The 17,568-nt window shown below is 72.9% G+C and carries 16 protein-coding genes; all 16 read left to right on the top strand.

What is annotated here, in order from left to right; genetic code table 11:
- The first annotated feature begins 28 nt into the window (after nt 1-28).
- The 16 genes from F8O02_RS06985 to recO all read left to right on the top strand — a co-directional run bounded on the left by F8O02_RS06985 (nt 29) and on the right by recO (nt 17,446).
- Nucleotides 29-628 (top strand): helix-hairpin-helix domain-containing protein, encoded by a 600-nt coding sequence (locus F8O02_RS06985; RefSeq protein ID WP_158036535.1) that lies wholly within the window; start codon nt 29-31, stop codon nt 626-628.
- Entirely contained in the window at nt 625-2,712 is a 2,088-nt protein-coding gene (locus tag F8O02_RS06980) for a ComEC/Rec2 family competence protein (protein WP_158036534.1), read from the top strand. The genes F8O02_RS06985 and F8O02_RS06980 overlap by 4 nt, the downstream gene beginning before the upstream one ends.
- Nucleotides 2,709-3,710 carry a DNA polymerase III subunit delta gene (holA, locus tag F8O02_RS06975; protein WP_158036533.1) on the top strand — a complete coding sequence of 334 codons (1,002 nt, stop codon included), beginning with the start codon at nt 2,709-2,711 and terminating at the stop codon, nt 3,708-3,710. The genes F8O02_RS06980 and holA overlap by 4 nt, the downstream gene beginning before the upstream one ends.
- 249 nt (nt 3,711-3,959) lie before the next feature.
- The gene (rpsT, locus tag F8O02_RS06970; RefSeq protein WP_158036532.1) at nt 3,960-4,220 is read left to right on the top strand and encodes a 30S ribosomal protein S20; all 261 of its coding nucleotides are present in this window, start codon (nt 3,960-3,962) and stop codon (nt 4,218-4,220) included.
- A 97-nt stretch (nt 4,221-4,317) separates the two neighbouring features.
- Nucleotides 4,318-6,183 carry a translation elongation factor 4 gene (lepA, locus tag F8O02_RS06965; RefSeq protein WP_158036618.1) on the top strand — a complete coding sequence of 622 codons (1,866 nt, stop codon included), beginning with the start codon at nt 4,318-4,320 and terminating at the stop codon, nt 6,181-6,183.
- Nucleotides 6,180-7,322 (top strand): radical SAM family heme chaperone HemW, encoded by a 1,143-nt coding sequence (gene hemW, locus F8O02_RS06960; protein ID WP_158036531.1) that lies wholly within the window; start codon nt 6,180-6,182, stop codon nt 7,320-7,322. Before lepA ends, hemW begins: the two co-directional genes overlap by 4 nt.
- 100 nt (nt 7,323-7,422) lie before the next feature.
- Nucleotides 7,423-8,454 (top strand): heat-inducible transcriptional repressor HrcA, encoded by a 1,032-nt coding sequence (hrcA, locus tag F8O02_RS06955; RefSeq protein WP_158036530.1) that lies wholly within the window; start codon nt 7,423-7,425, stop codon nt 8,452-8,454.
- Between the two features lie 28 nt (nt 8,455-8,482).
- Nucleotides 8,483-9,580, top strand: a complete 1,098-nt coding sequence (gene dnaJ, locus F8O02_RS06950; protein WP_158036529.1) for a molecular chaperone DnaJ — start codon at nt 8,483-8,485, stop codon at nt 9,578-9,580.
- Entirely contained in the window at nt 9,580-10,371 is a 792-nt protein-coding gene (locus F8O02_RS06945) for a 16S rRNA (uracil(1498)-N(3))-methyltransferase (protein ID WP_158036528.1), read from the top strand. Before dnaJ ends, F8O02_RS06945 begins: the two co-directional genes overlap by 1 nt.
- A 10-nt stretch (nt 10,372-10,381) precedes the next feature.
- Nucleotides 10,382-10,732 carry an HIT domain-containing protein gene (locus F8O02_RS06940; RefSeq protein ID WP_158036527.1) on the top strand — a complete coding sequence of 117 codons (351 nt, stop codon included), beginning with the start codon at nt 10,382-10,384 and terminating at the stop codon, nt 10,730-10,732.
- Complete coding sequence (locus F8O02_RS06935; RefSeq protein WP_158036526.1) at nt 10,725-11,771, top strand: PhoH family protein; 1,047 nt, start codon at nt 10,725-10,727, stop codon at nt 11,769-11,771. The genes F8O02_RS06940 and F8O02_RS06935 overlap by 8 nt, the downstream gene beginning before the upstream one ends.
- The gene (ybeY, locus tag F8O02_RS06930; RefSeq protein ID WP_158036525.1) at nt 11,768-12,235 is read left to right on the top strand and encodes an rRNA maturation RNase YbeY; all 468 of its coding nucleotides are present in this window, start codon (nt 11,768-11,770) and stop codon (nt 12,233-12,235) included. Before F8O02_RS06935 ends, ybeY begins: the two co-directional genes overlap by 4 nt.
- A complete protein-coding gene (locus F8O02_RS06925; RefSeq protein ID WP_158036524.1) occupies nt 12,232-13,590 on the top strand; it encodes a hemolysin family protein in 1,359 nt (452 codons plus the stop codon). Before ybeY ends, F8O02_RS06925 begins: the two co-directional genes overlap by 4 nt.
- Nucleotides 13,587-14,642 carry a GTPase Era gene (gene era / locus F8O02_RS06920; RefSeq protein ID WP_158036523.1) on the top strand — a complete coding sequence of 352 codons (1,056 nt, stop codon included), beginning with the start codon at nt 13,587-13,589 and terminating at the stop codon, nt 14,640-14,642. The genes F8O02_RS06925 and era overlap by 4 nt, the downstream gene beginning before the upstream one ends.
- 260 nt (nt 14,643-14,902) lie before the next feature.
- Nucleotides 14,903-16,696, top strand: a complete 1,794-nt coding sequence (leuA, locus tag F8O02_RS06915; RefSeq protein ID WP_158036522.1) for a 2-isopropylmalate synthase — start codon at nt 14,903-14,905, stop codon at nt 16,694-16,696.
- Between the two features lie 6 nt (nt 16,697-16,702).
- Nucleotides 16,703-17,446 carry a DNA repair protein RecO gene (gene recO, locus F8O02_RS06910; protein ID WP_158036521.1) on the top strand — a complete coding sequence of 248 codons (744 nt, stop codon included), beginning with the start codon at nt 16,703-16,705 and terminating at the stop codon, nt 17,444-17,446.
- The last annotated feature ends 122 nt before the right edge of the window (nt 17,447-17,568 follow it).

Raw genomic sequence — 17,568 nt, 5'->3', positions numbered from 1 at the left:
TCATCGTCGCTTCCCGCACGCTGGGGGCATGACCACTCCGCAGAACCCCATCGGACGTGCCCACTGGGCACTGCTCCTGCTGCTCGCGGGCGTGCTGCTCGTGCTCACGGCACCGCTCGCCGCCGGCTGCACGGCCGCCGGCGTCACGGCCGAGCCCCACGCCGAGATCGTCGTCTCCGAGAGTGCGGGCGGCACCGTGCACGTCCATGTCGCCGGGGCGGTCCAGGCCCCGGGGCTCGCCGAGCTGCCCGCGGGCTCCCGCGTCGCGGACGCGATCGAGCAGGCGGGCGGCACGGCACCGGACGCCGCGGTCGAGGGCGTGAACCTCGCCCGGGTGCTCGTCGACGGCGAGCAGATCCTCGTGCCCCGGCAGGGGGAGCAGGCGGGCGCCGCACAGGCCGGGTCAGCCGGGGCCGACCCCGACCAGTCGGGCATGGCACGCGTCAATCTCAACACCGCGACGCTCGAGCAGCTCGACGCCCTGCCCGGCGTCGGCCCCGCCATCGCCCAGCGCATCATCGACTCCCGTCAGGCGGAGGGTCCGTTCCGGCAGGTCGACGACCTCACCCGGGTCGACGGCATCGGCGCCAAGACCCTGGAACGCCTGCGCGACCAGGTGACCGTGTGAGTCGCGGGCACGTGCTGCTGGCGACCCCGGAGTCGATCGAGGCGCAGGCGCTCGGCGCGCCGGAGGCCGCCGGCACCCGCCCCCGCGACCTGTTGCTCCTGCTGCCGGTGCTGGCCGCCTGGGGCGTCGCCGTCGCCCTCACCACCCCGGACGAGTCGGTCGTGCGCCCTGATCCGGCCTGGGCGCACGGGCTCCGCGAGGCCCTGCGCGAGCTCCTCGACGAGACCGCCGGCTCCCGCCGCTTCGCCACCGGGCTCGTCGGCGGCATCGCCGTCGGGGTGACCGAGACCCTCGCCGACGAGGACGTGGCCCGGATGCGGGTCGCCGGTCTCGCCCACGTGACCGCCGTGTCCGGCGGCAACGTCGCGGTGGTGCTCGCGATGGTCCGCGGCCTGCTCGGCGCCGGCGGCGTCGACTGGCGGCTGCGTCCGCCCGTGGAGCTCGCGGCGGTGTGGGGGTTCACGCTGCTCGTCGGCGGCGAGGTGACCGTGATCCGCGCGGCGCTCATGCTCACCCTCGTCATCCTGCTGCGACCCCGGGGCGGGGGCGGAGGGCTGCCAGGTCTGCTCGCCGCCGTGCTGCTCGCGCTCGCCTGGCAGCCCGCGCTGGCCCGCGACGCGGGCTTCGCAATGTCCGTGGCCGCCACGGCCGGGCTCGTCGTGTTCACCGCACCGCTGCGCGGCGGGCTGGGCCGGGTGCTCCCGGGCCCGGTCACCGACGTCCTCGCCCCGACGCTGGCGGCGACCGCCAGCGTGCAGCCGCTGCTGATCCTCATGGACGCGGACGGCGCCGGCCTCCATCAGGTGCTCGCCAACCTCCTCGCCCTGCCCGCGGTGCCGGCCATCACCGCGGCCGGGGTGCTCGCGACGCTGCTGGCCGGCTGGGCGCCGCCGGTCGCCGCGCTCGTCATCTGGCTGGCCGCCTGGCCCGCGGGGTGGGTCGCCGTCGTGGCGCAGACCGCCGCGGCCCGGCCGCTGGGGCGGCTGCCGTGGCCGGAGGGACCGGTCGGGGCGGGGGCCTGGACGGTCGCCGTGGTGCTGCTCGCCCTCGCCACGGTGCGGGGCGGCCGGCACCTCCCCGGTCGCTGGACGCGTCGGCCGCGGCTGCTGCTCGGGCTCGCCGTGGGCATCACCGCCGGGGTCGCCCTGGTCACGGCGACCGGTGACGTGCTGCGCGCGGCACGACTGCCCGCGGACGCGGCGATCGTGCAGTGCGACGTCGGGCAGGGCGACGCGCTGCTGCTGCGCGGGTCACGCGGCACCATGCTCATCGACACGGGGGAGGACGACGCAGCGATCCGACGCTGCCTCGTCGACGCGGGGGTCGATCGGCTGGACGCGGTGGTACTCACCCACTCGGACCGTGACCACGTGGGCTCGGCGCACGCGGTCGCACAGGCGGCCGAGGTCGGCGCGGTGCTCGTGCCCGCCGTCGACGATCCGGCACTCGACCGGGCTGCCGACGCGCTGTCGGCGGATCGGGTGCTCCGACTCGGCCGGGATCAGCGCGGGGCCGTCGGGGACATCATCTGGCGGGTGCTGCATCCCGAGGCGACCGCAGCCCGGTCCGCCCCGGCACCGGGCCGGTCCGGGTCCGACGAATCCGCCGCGGATGCCGACCGCAACGCGGCCAGCCTCGTCCTGCGCCTCGAGGTGCGCGGCCTCGCAGTGCTGGCTCTGGGCGACCTCGGCCGGGACGAGCAGCGTCTGGTCGCCGGCCGGCTCGCCGCGGGGCTGGCCCCGGTCGACGTGGTCAAGGTCGCCCACCACGGGTCGCGCGACCACGACCCGGGGCTGTACCGAACGGCGGCCGCCGCGGTCGCGCTCGTCTCCGTCGGCCGCGACAACCGGTACGGGCACCCGCACCCCGATCTGCTGGCCAGCGCCACGGCCGCGGGCACGCGGGTGCTGCGCACCGACCGGCACGGCGTCGTGGCGCTCCTGCCGGGCGCCGGAGACGGCGCCGAGGGAGGTCAGCGGGTCGCGGTATGGTGTGAGCAGTCCTGCCCGGCGACCGTCGGAGCGGCCCTCGGCCGCCCCGCGCCCCGGGCAGCCGTCATCGACCTGTCGAGAGGGGCACCGTGACCGCCACGAGGGCAGCCCGCGCACGCATCAGCACCGCCGCCTGGCACGAGGTGCAGCCCGCGCCCGTCGTCCTGCTCTCCGGTCCGGAGGACCTCATCGCCGACCGGGCGCGGGACCGTGTGCGCGAGACCGTCCTCGCGCGCGGCGAGACGGAGACGAGCGAGCTCGACGCCCACGACTACGCCCCGGGCAGTCTCCTGTCGGTCGCCTCCCCCTCGCTGTTCGCCCAGCCCCGGCTCATCCTCGTCGACCGACTCGAGCAGATGAGCGACGCGTTCCTCGCCGACGCGCTGGCCTACCTCGAGGCGCTGGACCCAGACGTGACCCTCGTGCTGCGACACCGGCGCGGCAATCGAGGCCGGCGCCTGCTCACCGCGGTGCGCGCCCTCGACCAGGCCGTCGAGGTGTCCTGCGACGAGCTCAAGCGCGACGACCAGAAGCGCGACTTCGTCCTGCACGCGCTCGGTTCCCGTGGCGTGCGCATCGAGGCGGACGCCGCGCGCTCCCTGGTCGACGCGTTCAGCGCAGACACGACCGAACTCGCCGCGGCCTGCCGTCAGCTCGCCGACGACGTGGGCGGGACGATCACGCGCGCCGACATCGACCGGTACTTCGGCGGCCGCGTGGAGACCACCGGGTTCGCCATCGCGGACGCGGCGCTCGCCGGTCGCGGCGCCCAGGCGCTCGTGCTGCTGCGGCACGCCCGCCAGCAGGGGATGAACGCGGTGCCCGTCGTCGCGGCCATTGCGATGAAGGTGCGCCTCATGGCCGCGGTGTGCGAGGTGCACGAGGCCCCGCAGCGGCTGGCCCCGCGCGTCGGCGCCGCCCCCTGGCAGGTCCGTCGCGCCCAGCAGGACGCCGCCCGGTGGCGTCCTGACGCGCTCGCCCGGGCGGTGCGCGCCGTCGCCGCCACGGACGCCGCGGTCAAGGGAGGCGCCGCCGACGCCGGCTACGCGCTGGAGCGGCTCGTCCGCGTCCTCGCCGCCCGCCGCCCCTGACCGGCGGGCACCGGGGCGCCCGGCGCGGCGGATGACCTACTCCTCGGGGAGGCCCACCGTCGGGGAAGTCCGGCGCGGGGTGTCGCGACACGGCCGGGGAGGCTCGGTCTGGGAAGTCGCGACACGGGTGGCTCGGCTTGAGGCGACCGCACCCAGCTGCTAGCATCGGCTCTTGGCCTGCACACCGCGAGGTGTGATCCGCCCGAGACCATCCGGCCGGGCGCATCGAAGACTGACAGAAAGACGACAGTGGCGAACATCAAGTCCCAGAAGAAGCGCATCCTCACCAACGCCAGGCGCACCGAGCGCAACCGCGCCGTGAAGAGCGAGCTGCGCACGCTCGCCCGTCGCACCCGCGAGGCCGTCGTCGCCGGTGACCGCGAGAAGGCCCAGGCCGCGCTCCTGCTCGTCTCGAAGAAGCTCGACAAGGCGGTGACGAAGGGCGTGCTCCACAAGAACACGGCCGCCAACCGCAAGTCGAAGCTCGCCAAGCAGGTCAACTCGCTCTGAGTCGGCCCGTCCACCGTCGAAGGCCCGCCCTCGTGCGGGCCTTCTGCATATCGAGCGTCCATCGAGCCAGACCCGCAGGGAGGAACGCGTGCCGAGAGTGACCGAGGAGCAGGCGCAGCTGATCACGCCCGCCGCGACCGATCCCGCCCGCATCCGCAACTTCTGCATCATTGCCCACATCGATCACGGCAAGTCGACGCTCGCCGATCGAATGCTGCAGCTCACCGGCAGCGTCGCCGAGCGCGACATGCGCGCCCAGTACCTCGATCGCATGGACATCGAGCGCGAACGCGGCATCACGATCAAGAGCCAGGCGGTGCGGATGGCCTGGGCGAGCGGCGGCGAGCCGTACGCGCTCGACATGATCGACACCCCCGGCCACGTCGACTTCACCTACGAGGTCTCCCGCTCCCTCGCCGCCTGCGAGGGCGCCGTGCTGCTCGTCGATGCCGCCCAGGGCATCGAGGCGCAGACGCTGGCAAACCTGTACCTCGCCCTCGAGCACGACCTGGTCATCATCCCGGTGCTCAACAAGATCGACCTGCCGAGCGCCGACCCCGACCGCTTCGCCCGCGAGCTCGCCGACCTGATCGGCGGCAGCCCCGACGACGTGCTGCGTGTCTCCGGCAAGACCGGCGAGGGCGTCGCCGAGCTGCTCGACGCGATCGTCGAGCGGGTGCCCGCCCCGCGGGGCGATCCCGATGCCCCGCCCCGCGCGCTCATCTTCGACTCCGTCTACGACGCCTACCGCGGCGTCGTCACCTACGTGCGCATGGTCGACGGCCGGCTCGCCCCGCGCGAGCGGGTGCAGATGATGAGCACCCGGGCCTCCCACGAGGTGCTCGAGATCGGCGTGAGCTCGCCCGAGCCGCAGCCTACCGCGGGCCTCGGCGTCGGCGAGGTCGGCTACCTCATCACCGGGGTCAAGGACGTCCGCCAGTCCAAGGTCGGCGACACCGTCACCGACCACGCGACCCCCGCCGCCGAGCCGCTGCCCGGCTACGACGAGGCGAAGCCCATGGTCTTCTCAGGCTTGTACCCGCTCGACGCGAGTGACTACCCGGAGCTGCGCGAGGCTCTCGACCGGCTTAAGCTCGAGGATGCCGCGCTCGTCTACGAGCCCGAGACCTCGGTGGCGCTCGGCTTCGGCTTCCGCTGCGGGTTCCTCGGCCTGCTGCACCTGGAGATCATCACCGAGCGGCTGCGCCGCGAGTTCGGCCTCGACCTCATCGCCACCGCCCCGAGTGTGATCTACGACGTCACCGGCGAGGATGGCCGCACCGTGCGGGTGACGAACCCGAGCGAGTTCCCTGACGGCAAGGTCGTCGACGTGCAGGAGCCGATCGTGCGGGCGACCATCCTCGCGCCCAAGACGTACGTCGGGGCGATCATGGAGCTGTGCCAGAGCCGCCGCGGCCGCATGGAGGGGATGGAGTACCTCAGCGAGGAGCGCGTCGAGCTGCACTACGTCATGCCGCTGGGCGAGATCGTCTTCGACTTCTTCGACCAGCTGAAGAGCCGCACCCAGGGGTACGCCTCCCTCGACTACGAGGCCGCGGGCACCCAGAGCGCCGATCTCGTCCGCGTCGACATCCTGCTGCAGGGCGAGCGGGTGGACGCGTTCAGCGCGATCGTGCACCGCGACGCCGCCTACGCGTACGGCACCCGGATGACGAAGCGGCTCAAGGAGCTCATCCCGCGCCAGCAGTTCGAGGTGCCCGTCCAGGCCGCGATCGGCGCGCGCATCATCTCCCGCGAGACGATCCGGGCACTGCGCAAGGACGTGCTCGCCAAGTGCTACGGCGGTGACATCAGCCGCAAGCGCAAGCTGCTCGAGAAGCAGAAGGAGGGCAAGAAGCGGATGAAGTCCATCGGCCGCGTCGAGGTGCCACAGGACGCCTTCATCGCCGCGATCACCAGCGACAGCGGCGACCAGGGCGGGAAGTCGGACCGCCGGCGGTGACCTTCAGCGTCTATGTCCACGTGCCCTTCTGCCGGGCGCGCTGCGGGTACTGCGACTTCAACACCTACACGGGCGAGCAGCTGCGCGGGTTCGGCCGCGCCGAGTGGGCGGGCGTCGCGTGCGCCGAGATCGACCTGGCCGCCCGCGACCTGGCCGGACGCGGACGCGCCCCGGACGCGGTCGATACCGTGTTCTTCGGCGGGGGCACTCCCACGATGCTGCCCGTCGCCGACCTCGCCCGGGTGATCGAGCACGTCCGCTCCGTGTGGGGGCTCGTGCCGGGCTGCGAGATCACCGTCGAGGCGAACCCTGAGACCGTGGACGCCGCGGCGCTCGCGGGCCTCGCCGCCGCCGGGGTGACCCGCGTGTCCTTCGGCATGCAGTCGGCGGTGCCGCACGTCCTCGCGACGCTCGATCGCCGGCACCGCCCCGAGCGCATCCCGCAGGTCGTCGCCTGGGCCAGGCAGGCCGGCCTCGCCGTCTCGCTCGACCTGATCTACGGCACTCCCGGCGAGTCGATGGCAGACTGGCGCACCTCGGTCGAGGCCGCGCTCGCGCTGCAGCCGGACCATCTCTCCGCGTACGCGCTCATCGTCGAGCCGGGCACCGCGCTCGCCCGGCGCATCCGCCACGGCGAGATCGCTGAGCCCGACGATGATCTCACCGCCGACAAGTACGAGTGGCTCGACGCCCGGCTGGACCGGGCGGGGATGCGGTGGTACGAGCTGAGCAACTGGGCGCGCACGCCCGCGCAGCGCTGCCGGCACAACCTGCACTACTGGCTCGACGACGACTGGTGGGGCGTGGGCCCCGGCGCGCACAGCCATGTCGGCGACGAGCGCTGGTGGAACGCGCGGCATCCGGCGGCCTGGGCCGCCCGGGTGCGGGCGGGGGAGGTCCCCGCGGCGGGCCGGGAGACGCTCGACGCCAAGGCCCGCTACGAAGAGCTCGTGATGCTGCGCTCCCGTCTGCGCGAGGGGATCGCCGTGGCCGACATCGCCCCGGAGCGCCGCGATCGCCTCCCGCTGCTCGTCGGCGACGGCCTGCTCGACCCCGTTCGACTCGCGGGCGGCCGGGCCGTGCTCACCCTGCACGGGCGGCTGCTCGCCGATCGCGTGGTGGGCGAGCTGCTCGCCTGACGGGACGGCCGGGACGCGATATGATTAGCACTCGGCACCGACGAGTGCCAGACGACTCGAGACGAGGCGGCGCGACGACGCCGCGACCCAGGAGGTGACCATGGCCACGGCACGAGGCCTCGCGGTGCTCCAGGCCATCGTCAACGACTATGTCGCCACCCGTGAGCCGGTGGGCTCCGCGGGCATCGTCGCCCGGCACGACTTCTCCGTGTCGGCGGCGACGATCCGCAACGACATGGCGGCGCTCGAGGAGGAGCAGCTCATCGCCGCGCCGCACCCATCGGCCGGCCGTGTGCCGACCGAGAAGGGCTACCGGGTGTTCGTCGACAACCTCACCCGGCTGCGGGGCATCTCCGCCCCGCAGCGCCGCGCGATCGAGCGCTTCCTGCGCCCGGGCGAGGACGACCTCGACCAGCTGATCGAGAAGACCGTCCGCCTGCTCGCGCAGCTGACGAACCAGCTTGCCCTCGTGCGCTACCCGACCTTCTCGCACTCCCGCATCCGGCGGGTCGACATCGTCGACCTCGAGGACGAGCGCCTGCTCGTCGTGCTCATCACGAGCCGGGGGATGATCGCGCAGCACCCGGTCGCCCTTCCCGCGGGGCAGACCCTCAGCACCGCGCGGGAGGCGATCATCCGCGTGCGCCGGGGGCTCGGCGACGAGCTCGTCGGCACCGAGCTGGAGGGGTTCGAGGGCCATGCGGACGCCGTCCTCGCGCACGTCGCCCCCGGCGACCGCGATCTCGCCGAGCGGCTGCTCGCCGGTGTGCGTCTGTGCGTGCAGGGCTCGCGCAGCGAGCGGCTGCTCATCGCGGGCACCGGCAACCTGCTGCGCACCGAGGCCGACTTCGACCACACGCTCGTGCCCGTGCTCGAGGCGATCGAGGAGCAGGTGACCCTCATCCGGCTGCTCGGCGAGATGAGCCATGACGGCAGCGCCGTCTCGGTGCGCATCGGCCGCGAGAACGACGACCGGGTGCTCGAGGAGACCGCGGTGGTCTCCGGGGGATACGGCCCCGGCGACCGCGAGGTGGGCCGACTCGGCGTGCTCGGCCCCACCCGGATGGACTACCGGGCGAACATCGCCGCCGTGCACGCGGTGGCGGGCTACCTGTCGAAGGTGCTGCGCTGAACATGGACCGGACGGGAGATGGAGCGGAATGACCGACCACTATGAGACCCTGGGGGTCTCGCACGACGCGAGCCAGGATGAGATCAAGAAGGCGTACCGTCGCCTCGCCCGGCGGCTTCACCCGGACGTGAACCCCGACCCCGCCGCGGCCGAGCAGTTCAAGCAGGTCACCCTGGCCTACGAGGTGCTCTCGGACGAGACGAAGCGGGCCCAGTACGACCGCGGCGACACCGGCGACGGCGCCTTCGGGTTCGGTGACATCTTCGACGCCTTCTTCGGCGGCGGCCAGGGTCGCTCCCGCCGCGAGCCCAAGCCGCGCGCCCAACGCGGCGACGACGCCCTGGTGCGCCTGCAGGTGACCCTCCGCGATGTCGTCTTCGGCGCGACCAAGACGGTCGAGCTCGACACCGCCAAGCGCTGCGAGACCTGTGACGGCTCCGGCGCGGCGCCGGGGTCGCATCCGGAGACCTGCGAGTACTGCCACGGCCAGGGCTACGTGCAGCAGACCGTTCGCTCGCTGCTCGGCAACGTGCTCACCGAGACGGCCTGCCCGATCTGCAAGGGGTACGGCACGACCATCCCGCAGCCGTGCCCAGACTGCGCCGGTCAGGGCCGGGTGCGCACGCGTGAGTCCCTCGACGTGCCTGTGCCCGCCGGCATCGACAACGGCGTGCGGCTGCACCTCGCCGGCCGCGGCGAGGTCGGGCCGGGCGGTGGACCGCGCGGCGACCTGTACCTGGAGGTCAACGTCCAGTCCGACGAGACGTTCACCCGCGACGGCGACGCGCTGCTGGCGACTCTGGACGTGTCCATGACCGACGCGATCCTCGGCGTCGAGACCGAGATCGAGACCTTCGACGGCCCGCTGCCCATCGAGGTGCGCCCGGGCACGCAGAGCGGTGACGTGATCACGCTGCGAGGCCACGGCGTCACCCGGCTGCACCGTGACGCCCGCGGCGACCTGCGGGTCACCGTGCGCGTCCAGACGCCCACGAGGCTCACCGCCGAGCAGCGCCGCCTCGTCAAGAGGCTCGCCGACTCCCGGGGCGATGAGGCCCCCCGGCTCGCCAACGCCGGCCGAACCGGCTTCCAGCGATTCCGCGACCGGTTCATGGGCCGCGGCTGATGCCGCTGTATCTGCCCGAGCTGACGGCGGCCGCCTGGCAGGCGTCCATCGGCGACACGGTCGCGTTCAGCGGTACGGAGGCCCGCCACGCGGCGATCGTCCGTCGGCTCGGCCCCGGCGAGGCGATCACCCTCGCCGACGGCGCCGGGCTCGCGCTGGACGGCGAGATCGTCACCGCTGACCGCGACCGGGTCACGGTGCGGGTCACCGGGCGACGCCGGGCGCGGGCGCCCCGCCCCGGGCTCGTGCTCGTCCAGGCGCTCGGCAAGGGCGGTCGCGACGAGCTGGCCGTGCAGTCCTGCACCGAGGCCGGCGTGGACGCGATCGTGCCGTGGCAGGCCTCCCGCTGCGTGTCCGTGTGGCGCGACCACAAACGCGAGACCGGCCGGCAGCGCTGGGCGAGCATCGCCCGGGAGGCGAGCAAGCAGTCCCTGCGCCCCCGGGTGCCGGCGGTGTGCCCCCTGCACACCACCGTGGGGCTCGTCGACGCGGTGACCGGCCGTGGCCGCCTCGCCCTCGCCCTCGTGCTCGACCCGGAGGCCCAGGCCTCCCTGGCCGAGCTGCCGCTGCCCGCGGACGTCGACGAGATCGCCGTCATCGTCGGGCCCGAGGGCGGCATCGCCCCGGACGAGCTCGCCCGCCTGCGCGCGGCCGGAGCACGGGGCGTCCGTCTGGGCCCCACCGTCCTGCGCACCTCGAGCGCCGGCCTCGCGGCGATCGCGGTGCTGAGCGCCAGGCTGGGCCGGTGGACGCGCCGGGACGCGGCGGGGCGCGGCGGGCGGGCCGAGTAGAGTTGTACGCATGAGCGCTGACACCCCGAACGTCTTCACGAGGATCATCGACCGCGAGCTGCCCAGCGAGGTGCTCGCCGAGACCGACGACCTGATCGCGATCCGCGACATCCAGCCCCAGGCGGAGCTGCACGCCCTGGTCATTCCCAAGACGACCGCGTACCGGAACGTCGTGGAGCTCGCCGACGACCCCGAGCTGCTCGCCAAGGTCGTCAGGCTCGCCGCACAGGTCGCGCGCGAGCAGGGAGACGGCCAGTTCCGTCTCGTGTTCAACACCGGCGAGGAGGCCGGCCAGTCGGTGTTCCACGTGCACGCGCACGTGCTCTCCGGGCCGACTCTCGACGAGGGCAAGCTTGCCTGACCGCCCCGACCTCGCCTCCGACCACGCGGACGCCCGGGCCACCGAGGTGCCGCTGCGCACCTCCGCCGTCCGGGTGTTCGGCCCGGCCGACCGGCACCTGCGTCGACTCGAGCAGCAGTGGCCGGCCCTCCGCTTCGTCGTCGACCGCGAACGCGTGCGGGTGACCGGTCCGGCTGAGCAGCGTGCCGCGGCGGCGGAGCTCATCGCCATGCTCGACCGCGAGGCCGCGACCGAGCCGGTCACGGCGACCGTCGTCGACCGCGCGCTGCGCGCCATGGCCGAGCCGGCGCTCGGCGGCGTCATCGTGGGCGCGGGCACCCGGGCCGTGCGGCCGAAGACTCCCGGGCAGCGTCGCTACGTCGACGCGATCGACGAGAGCGTGATCACCTTCGGGCTCGGCCCGGCCGGCACCGGCAAGACCTACCTGGCGATGGCGAAGGCCGTCCAGGCACTGCAGGCGGGCGAGGTCGACCGCATCGTCCTCACCCGGCCCGCCGTGGAGGCGGGGGAGCGGCTCGGCTTCCTGCCGGGCGGGCTCGCCGAGAAGATCGACCCGTATCTGCGGCCGCTGCACGACGCCCTGGCCGAGATGATGAGCCCGGAGACCGTCGAGCAGCTCACCCGGCTCGGGGTCATCGAGGTCGCGCCCCTGGCGTACATGCGCGGCCGCACGCTCAACAGCGCGTTCATCATCCTCGACGAGGCGCAGAACACCACGCCCGAGCAGATGAAGATGTTCCTCACCCGGCTCGGCTTCGGCTCGCGCATGGTCGTCACCGGCGACGCCAGCCAGGTCGACCTGCCGGGGCATCGCAGCGGGCTCGCCGACGCGGTCCAGGTGCTCGCCGACGTCGCCGACATCGCCCTGATCCGGCTGACGAGCGACGACGTCGTGCGCCATGGTCTGGTCAGCGCGATCATCGAGGCGTACGACGCGCGAGACGCGCGGCGCGATGACGCGGCGGGAGCGGAGGACACGATCCCGCGCGGAGGCGCGGACGACCGGCCCGGGCGCCGGCGAGAGGAGTGGACGGCATGAGCGTGGAGATCCTGAACGAGTCGGGGGAGCAGGTCGACGAGGACCGCTTCCGGCGGCTCATCACCCATGCGCTCGACCAGCTGCACGTGCACCCCGACGCCGAGCTGTCGCTCATCTTCGTGGAGGTGCCGGCCATGGAGCGGCTGCACGTGCGCTGGCTCGACGAGCCGGGGCCCACCGACGTGCTGAGCTTCCCCATGGACGAGCTGCGCCCCGGCAGCGCCGACCGGCCGACCCCGCCGGGCATCCTGGGCGACATCGTCGTGTGTCCCGAGGTCGCCGCGCGGCAGGCGGAGCAGGCGGGGCACTCCGCCGAGGAGGAGATGCTGCTGCTCGTCACACACGGGCTGCTGCACCTGCTCGGCTTCGATCATGCCGAGGAGGACGAGCGCCGCGAGATGTTCGGCCTGCAGAATGAGATCCTGACCGCGTTCCTGCAGCAGGATCGCGCCCCGGGCCGATGAGCGCGCTGCTCCTCGCCATCGCCGTCCTGCTCGTCGGGCTGGGCGGACTGTTCGCCGCGGCCGAGGCGGCGATCGTGACGCTGCCCACCGCGGAGATACGCATGCTGCCGGAGCCCCGGCCCCGTCGCCGGCGCGCCCTCGCCCGCATCGCAGACGAGCCGGTCGAGCATGCGAGCACCGCCGGGTTCCTGCGCGTGCTCTCCGAGACTGCGGCAGCGGTGCTCGTCACCGTCGCCTGCGGACGGCTGCTGCCCTCGCTCGGCCTCGTCCTCATCGTCGCGATCATCGCGATGACCCTCGCCTCCTACGTGCTCGTGGGCGTCTCCCCGCGCGGCATCGGCCGCGACCATCCCGAGCGGACGCTCTCCGCGACAGCCCGCCTCATCGCGATCAGCCGACGTGTCATCGGGCCCGTCGCTGTGTCTCTCTCCGCGCCACTCCGGCGTCGACGGGCGCTCGACGAGGAGGACGATCGGGAGGAGACCCGGCTGCTGCACCTCGTGGACAAGGCTGTCGAGCAGGACGTGCTCGAGCAGGGTGAACGGGAGCTCATCCATCAGGTCGTCGAGTTCGGCGACACGCTGGTGCGCTCGATCATGGTGCCCCGCACCGACATGCGCACGGTCCCGACCGACGCCTCCCTCGAGGATGCCATGCGCGTGCTGCTCGAGAGCGGGTACTCCCGGCTCCCGCTGCGCGACACAGACACCGATGACATCGTCGGCGTCGTGTACCTGCGAGACGTCGCCGCCGCCCTGTTCCGGCCCGGTCGCCTCGACCGTGACGATCCCGTCGCCTCGCTCGCCCGGCGCCCGAACCTGGTTCCCGAGTCGAAGCCGATCGACGACCTGCTGACCCTGATGCAGCGCACCCACCGCCATCTGTGGATCGTCATCGACGAGTACGGGTCGGTGGCCGGGCTCGTCACCCTCGAGGACGTCATCGAGGAGCTCGTCGGTGAGATCAGCGACGAGCACGATCGCGGCGGCGCCGCGTACACCCGGCTCGCCGAGGGACGCTACCGGGTCGCAGCGCGACTCGGCATTGACGAGCTCGGCTCGCTGTTCGACATCGACATCGACGAGGACGAGGTCGACACCGCCGGCGGGCTGCTGACCAAGGCGCTCGGCCACCTGCCGCAGCCCGGCGAGGGCGCGCGGGCGGACGGACTCCTCCTCACCGCCGCCCGCGTCGACCCCCGCAGCCGCCGCCTGCTCGCCCTCGTGGCCGAGCGGGCCCCGCGGCCGGACGCACCGGCCGGGGACGACGCCGCGGCGCGCCCCGGCCAGCCGCATCCCCCGTCGTCGCGCCCAGACCAGACCACCACCGCCCCGCCGAAGGAGACCCGCCGATGAGCGACCGCACGCAGCCTGAACGGAGCACCGCGCGCCCGACGAAACCGGCCGACGCCACCCCGGCCCCCGAGGTCGGCCATGGCGAGGCCCCGCAGCCCGAGGAGCCCGTGGCCCACGCCGGACCCGTGACCGACGGCTCCGGTTCCGCCGGCGGCACCCCGTTCCGCGCCGGCTTCGTCGCCGTCGTTGGCCGCCCCAACGCCGGCAAGAGCACACTGATGAACGCGCTGGTGGGGGAGAAGATCGCGATCACGAGCTCCCGGCCCGAGACCACCAGGCGGGCGATCCGCGGCATCCTGACCACCGCGTCCGGCCAGATCGTCATCGTCGACACACCCGGGCTCCATCGCCCGCGCACCCTGCTCGGCCAGCGGCTCAACGACGTGGTCGAGGCCGAGCTCGACGGCGTCGACGTGATCGCCGTGTGTCTGCCCGCAGACGAGCCGACCGGCCCCGGTGACCGTCGCATCGTCGCCCAGGCGTTCCGGCATCCCCGCGCCCGCCACGTCGCCCTGGTGACGAAGACCGACCGCGTCGCCCGCGGCCGGCTGCCCGCCCGGCTCGTCGAGGTGGACGCGCTGGCCGACTGGGATGTGATCGTGCCCGTCTCGGCCGTGTCGGGCGACCAGGTGGACGACGTGCGCGACGAGCTGATCCGCCAGCTGCCCGCCTCGCCCCAGCTCTACGAGAGCCGCACGACCACCGACGACGATCTGGCGACCCGCTGTGCCGAGCTCGTCCGCGAGGCGATGCTGGAGGACCTGCACGACGAGCTGCCGCACTCGCTCGCGGTCGTCGTCGACGAGATCACCCCGCCCGAGGAGTGCGCCGAGCGCCCGATCGCCCGGGTGTACGCGAGCGTGTACGTCGAGCGCGACTCGCAGAAGGGCATCGTGATCGGCCGGGGCGGGCAGAGCCTGCGCCGGTACGGCACAGCCGCGCGGCGCGAGATCGAACGGCTGGTCGGCGGACGCGTCCACCTCGATCTGCGGGTGAAGGTCGCTCGCGAGTGGCAGAGCTCCCCGAAGCTGCTCGACCGGCTCGGGTTCTGACCCGGGCCGCGTCGCCGCCCCGACCATCACCGCACCGGGGCCGGGACGGAGCGGTTCCCCGCGCCACGAGTGGCTTCCAGCGCAGACCCCTGGATCCGGACCGGTGTGCTATGCTTGTTCCCGTGCAGACGGTACAGCTCCTTCTTAGCCGCCGCGGCGAGTCTTAGCTTCGATCTGAGACCTTCCTCGCCGCGGAGTCTCGTCATGGTCTCGGGAGAGCGACCCGGCCGACAGCCGGTGAGAAGAAGGATCTGAAGATCATGCGCAACACCCAGCAACCCAGCGGCATGCCGTTCCACAAGTACATCCCGTATCACGAACAGTTCACGGTCGAGCTGCCTGATCGCACCTGGCCTGACCAGCACTTCACCCACGCGCCCCGATGGTGCGCCGTCGATCTGCGTGACGGCAACCAGGCGCTGATCGACCCGATGGACCCCCACCGCAAGCGCGTCATGTTCGACATGCTCGTCGAGATGGGCTTCAAGGAGATCGAGGTCGGCTTCCCCTCCGCCAGCCAGACGGACTTCGACTTCGTCCGGTCACTGATCGAGGACGACGCGATCCCGGACGACGTGACCATCCAGGTGCTGACCCAGGCCCGCGAGCACCTGGTGCACCGCACGTACGAGGCCCTGCGCGGGGCGAAGCACGCGATCGTGCACTTCTACAACTCGACCTCGATCCTGCAGCGCGACGTCGTCTTCCACAAGGACAAGCCCGGTATCGTCGACATCGCCGTGCAGGCGGCGCGCCTGTGCAAGCGGCTGGAGGGCGACATCCCGGACACCCAGATCACCTACGAGTACTCGCCCGAGTCGTACACCGGCACGGAGCTGGAGTTCGCCGCGGAGATCTGCAACCGGGTCATCGCCGAGATCGATCCCACCCCCGAGCGGCCGATCATCATCAACCTGCCGTCGACGGTGGAGATGATCTCCCCGAACGTCTACGCCGACTCGATCGAGTGGATGGGCCGGCACCTGGACCGCCGCGACTCGGTCATCATCTCCCTGCACCCGCACAACGACCGGGGCACCGGCGTGGCCACCGCCGAGCTGGGCTTCCTGGCCGGTGCCGACCGCATCGAGGGCTGTCTGTTCGGCAACGGCGAGCGCACCGGCAACGTCGACCTGGTCACGCTGGCGCTGAACCTGTTCACGCAGGGCGTCGACCCCCAGCTGGACATGTCGGACATCCCGCACATCCGCCGGGTGGTCGAGTACTGCAACCAGATCAACGTCCATGAGCGGGCGCCCTACGGCGGCGACCTCGTCTTCACCGCGTTCTCCGGCTCGCACCAGGACGCGATCAAGAAGGGCATGGAGCGCATGCGCGCCGAAGCCGGGGCGCGGGGGAAGGCCTTCAACGACATCCCGTGGGCCGTGCCGTACCTGCCGATCGACCCGAAGGACATCGGCCGCGACTACGAGGCGATCATCCGGGTCAACTCCCAGTCCGGCAAGGGTGGCGTCGCCTACCTGCTGAAGGCCGACCACCAGCTGGACCTACCCAAGCGCCTGCAGATCGAGTTCCAGCACATCGTGCAGCACCGCACCGACGCCGAGGGCGGCGAGGTCACCAGCGGGCAGATCTGGGAGATGTTCTCCGACGAGTACCTGCCCGCCGACGACCAGGGCCGCAAGTGGGGCCGCTACGAGCTGCTGCGCCTGCACACCAGCTCCGAGATGACCGGCGAGATGCACATCGACGTCACGCTGCGCCGCGATGACGAGGTGCGCGAGATCACCTCGCTCGGCAACGGCCCGATCGACGCGTTCGTCAACAGTCTGCGGGCGGCCGGCGTCGACGTGCAGATCGAGGACTACAAGGAGCACGCGATGACCTCCGGTCGGGACGCGACGGCCGCCGCGTACGTCGAGGCGACGGTGGACGGCGAGCGCCTGTGGGGTGTCGGCATCGATGCCGACAGCTCCACGGCCGCGCTCAAGGCCGTCGTCTCGGCCGTGAACCGGGCGATCCGCAACGAGCGCCGCGACGAGGCGGAGGACGCCCTGGCCCACACCCCGGTCGCCGAGCCGGTGCAGGTCTGACCGAGCGTGCCGCTCTACCGTGATGATGCGGTCGTCCTCCACACCCATGATCTGGGCGAGGCCGACCGCATCATCACGATGCTGACCCGGGGGCGGGGTCGTGTCGCCGCCGTCGCGAAGGGCGTGCGCCGCACCACCTCCCGGTTCGGGGCCCGGCTGGAGCCGTTCACGGTCGTCGACCTACAGTGCTATGAGGGCCGCAGTCTGGACACCGTGACCCAGGCGGTCACCCTCGCCCCGTACGGGGCGTGGCTCGCCCGCGACTACCATCGCTACACGGCCGGCGCCGTCATCCTCGAGACCGCGGAGCGACTGAGCGCACCCACCCCGAACCCCGCCCTGTACCGGCTGACCGTCGCGGCCATCGGCTCCCTCGCCCGCGGCGAGCATGACCCGGTCGCCACCGCTGACGCGTATCTGCTGCGGGCGCTGGCCCTGTCCGGATGGGCGCCGTCGTTCGGCGACTGCGCTCGTTGCGGGCGTCCCGGTCCGCACCACCTGTTCGCCTCGTCTGCCGGCGGCATCGTCTGCGAGGCATGCGCGCCCCGCGGCAGCCTCGAGGTCGACCGACGCACGCTCGGCACGCTCGTCGGCCTGCTCAGCGGCGTGTGGACGCTCGTCGACGGCACGGTCCCCGAGGACGGCCGGGCACGCCGCCGGGCGCACGAGATCGTCGCCGGCTACACGCAGCATCATCTCGAGCGTCGGGTCCGCTCCCTGCCACACGTGGCGCCAGACGACCGTTCCTGACCCCGGATGGGCTGCACCGGCCCCGGGCAACCGACCCCGAGGCCGGCCGGGCCCGGCCTGCCGTAGAATCGCCCCGTGTCCACCGCTTCCTCCACATCCGCTCCGTCTCCCCGCGCGACCAC

This window comes from Pseudoclavibacter caeni (assembly GCF_008831125.1).
Lineage (GTDB): Bacteria > Actinomycetota > Actinomycetes > Actinomycetales > Microbacteriaceae > Pseudoclavibacter_A > Pseudoclavibacter_A caeni.
Note: the sequence above shows the minus strand (reverse complement) of the source record. Positions and strands in the feature narration are given on the sequence as shown.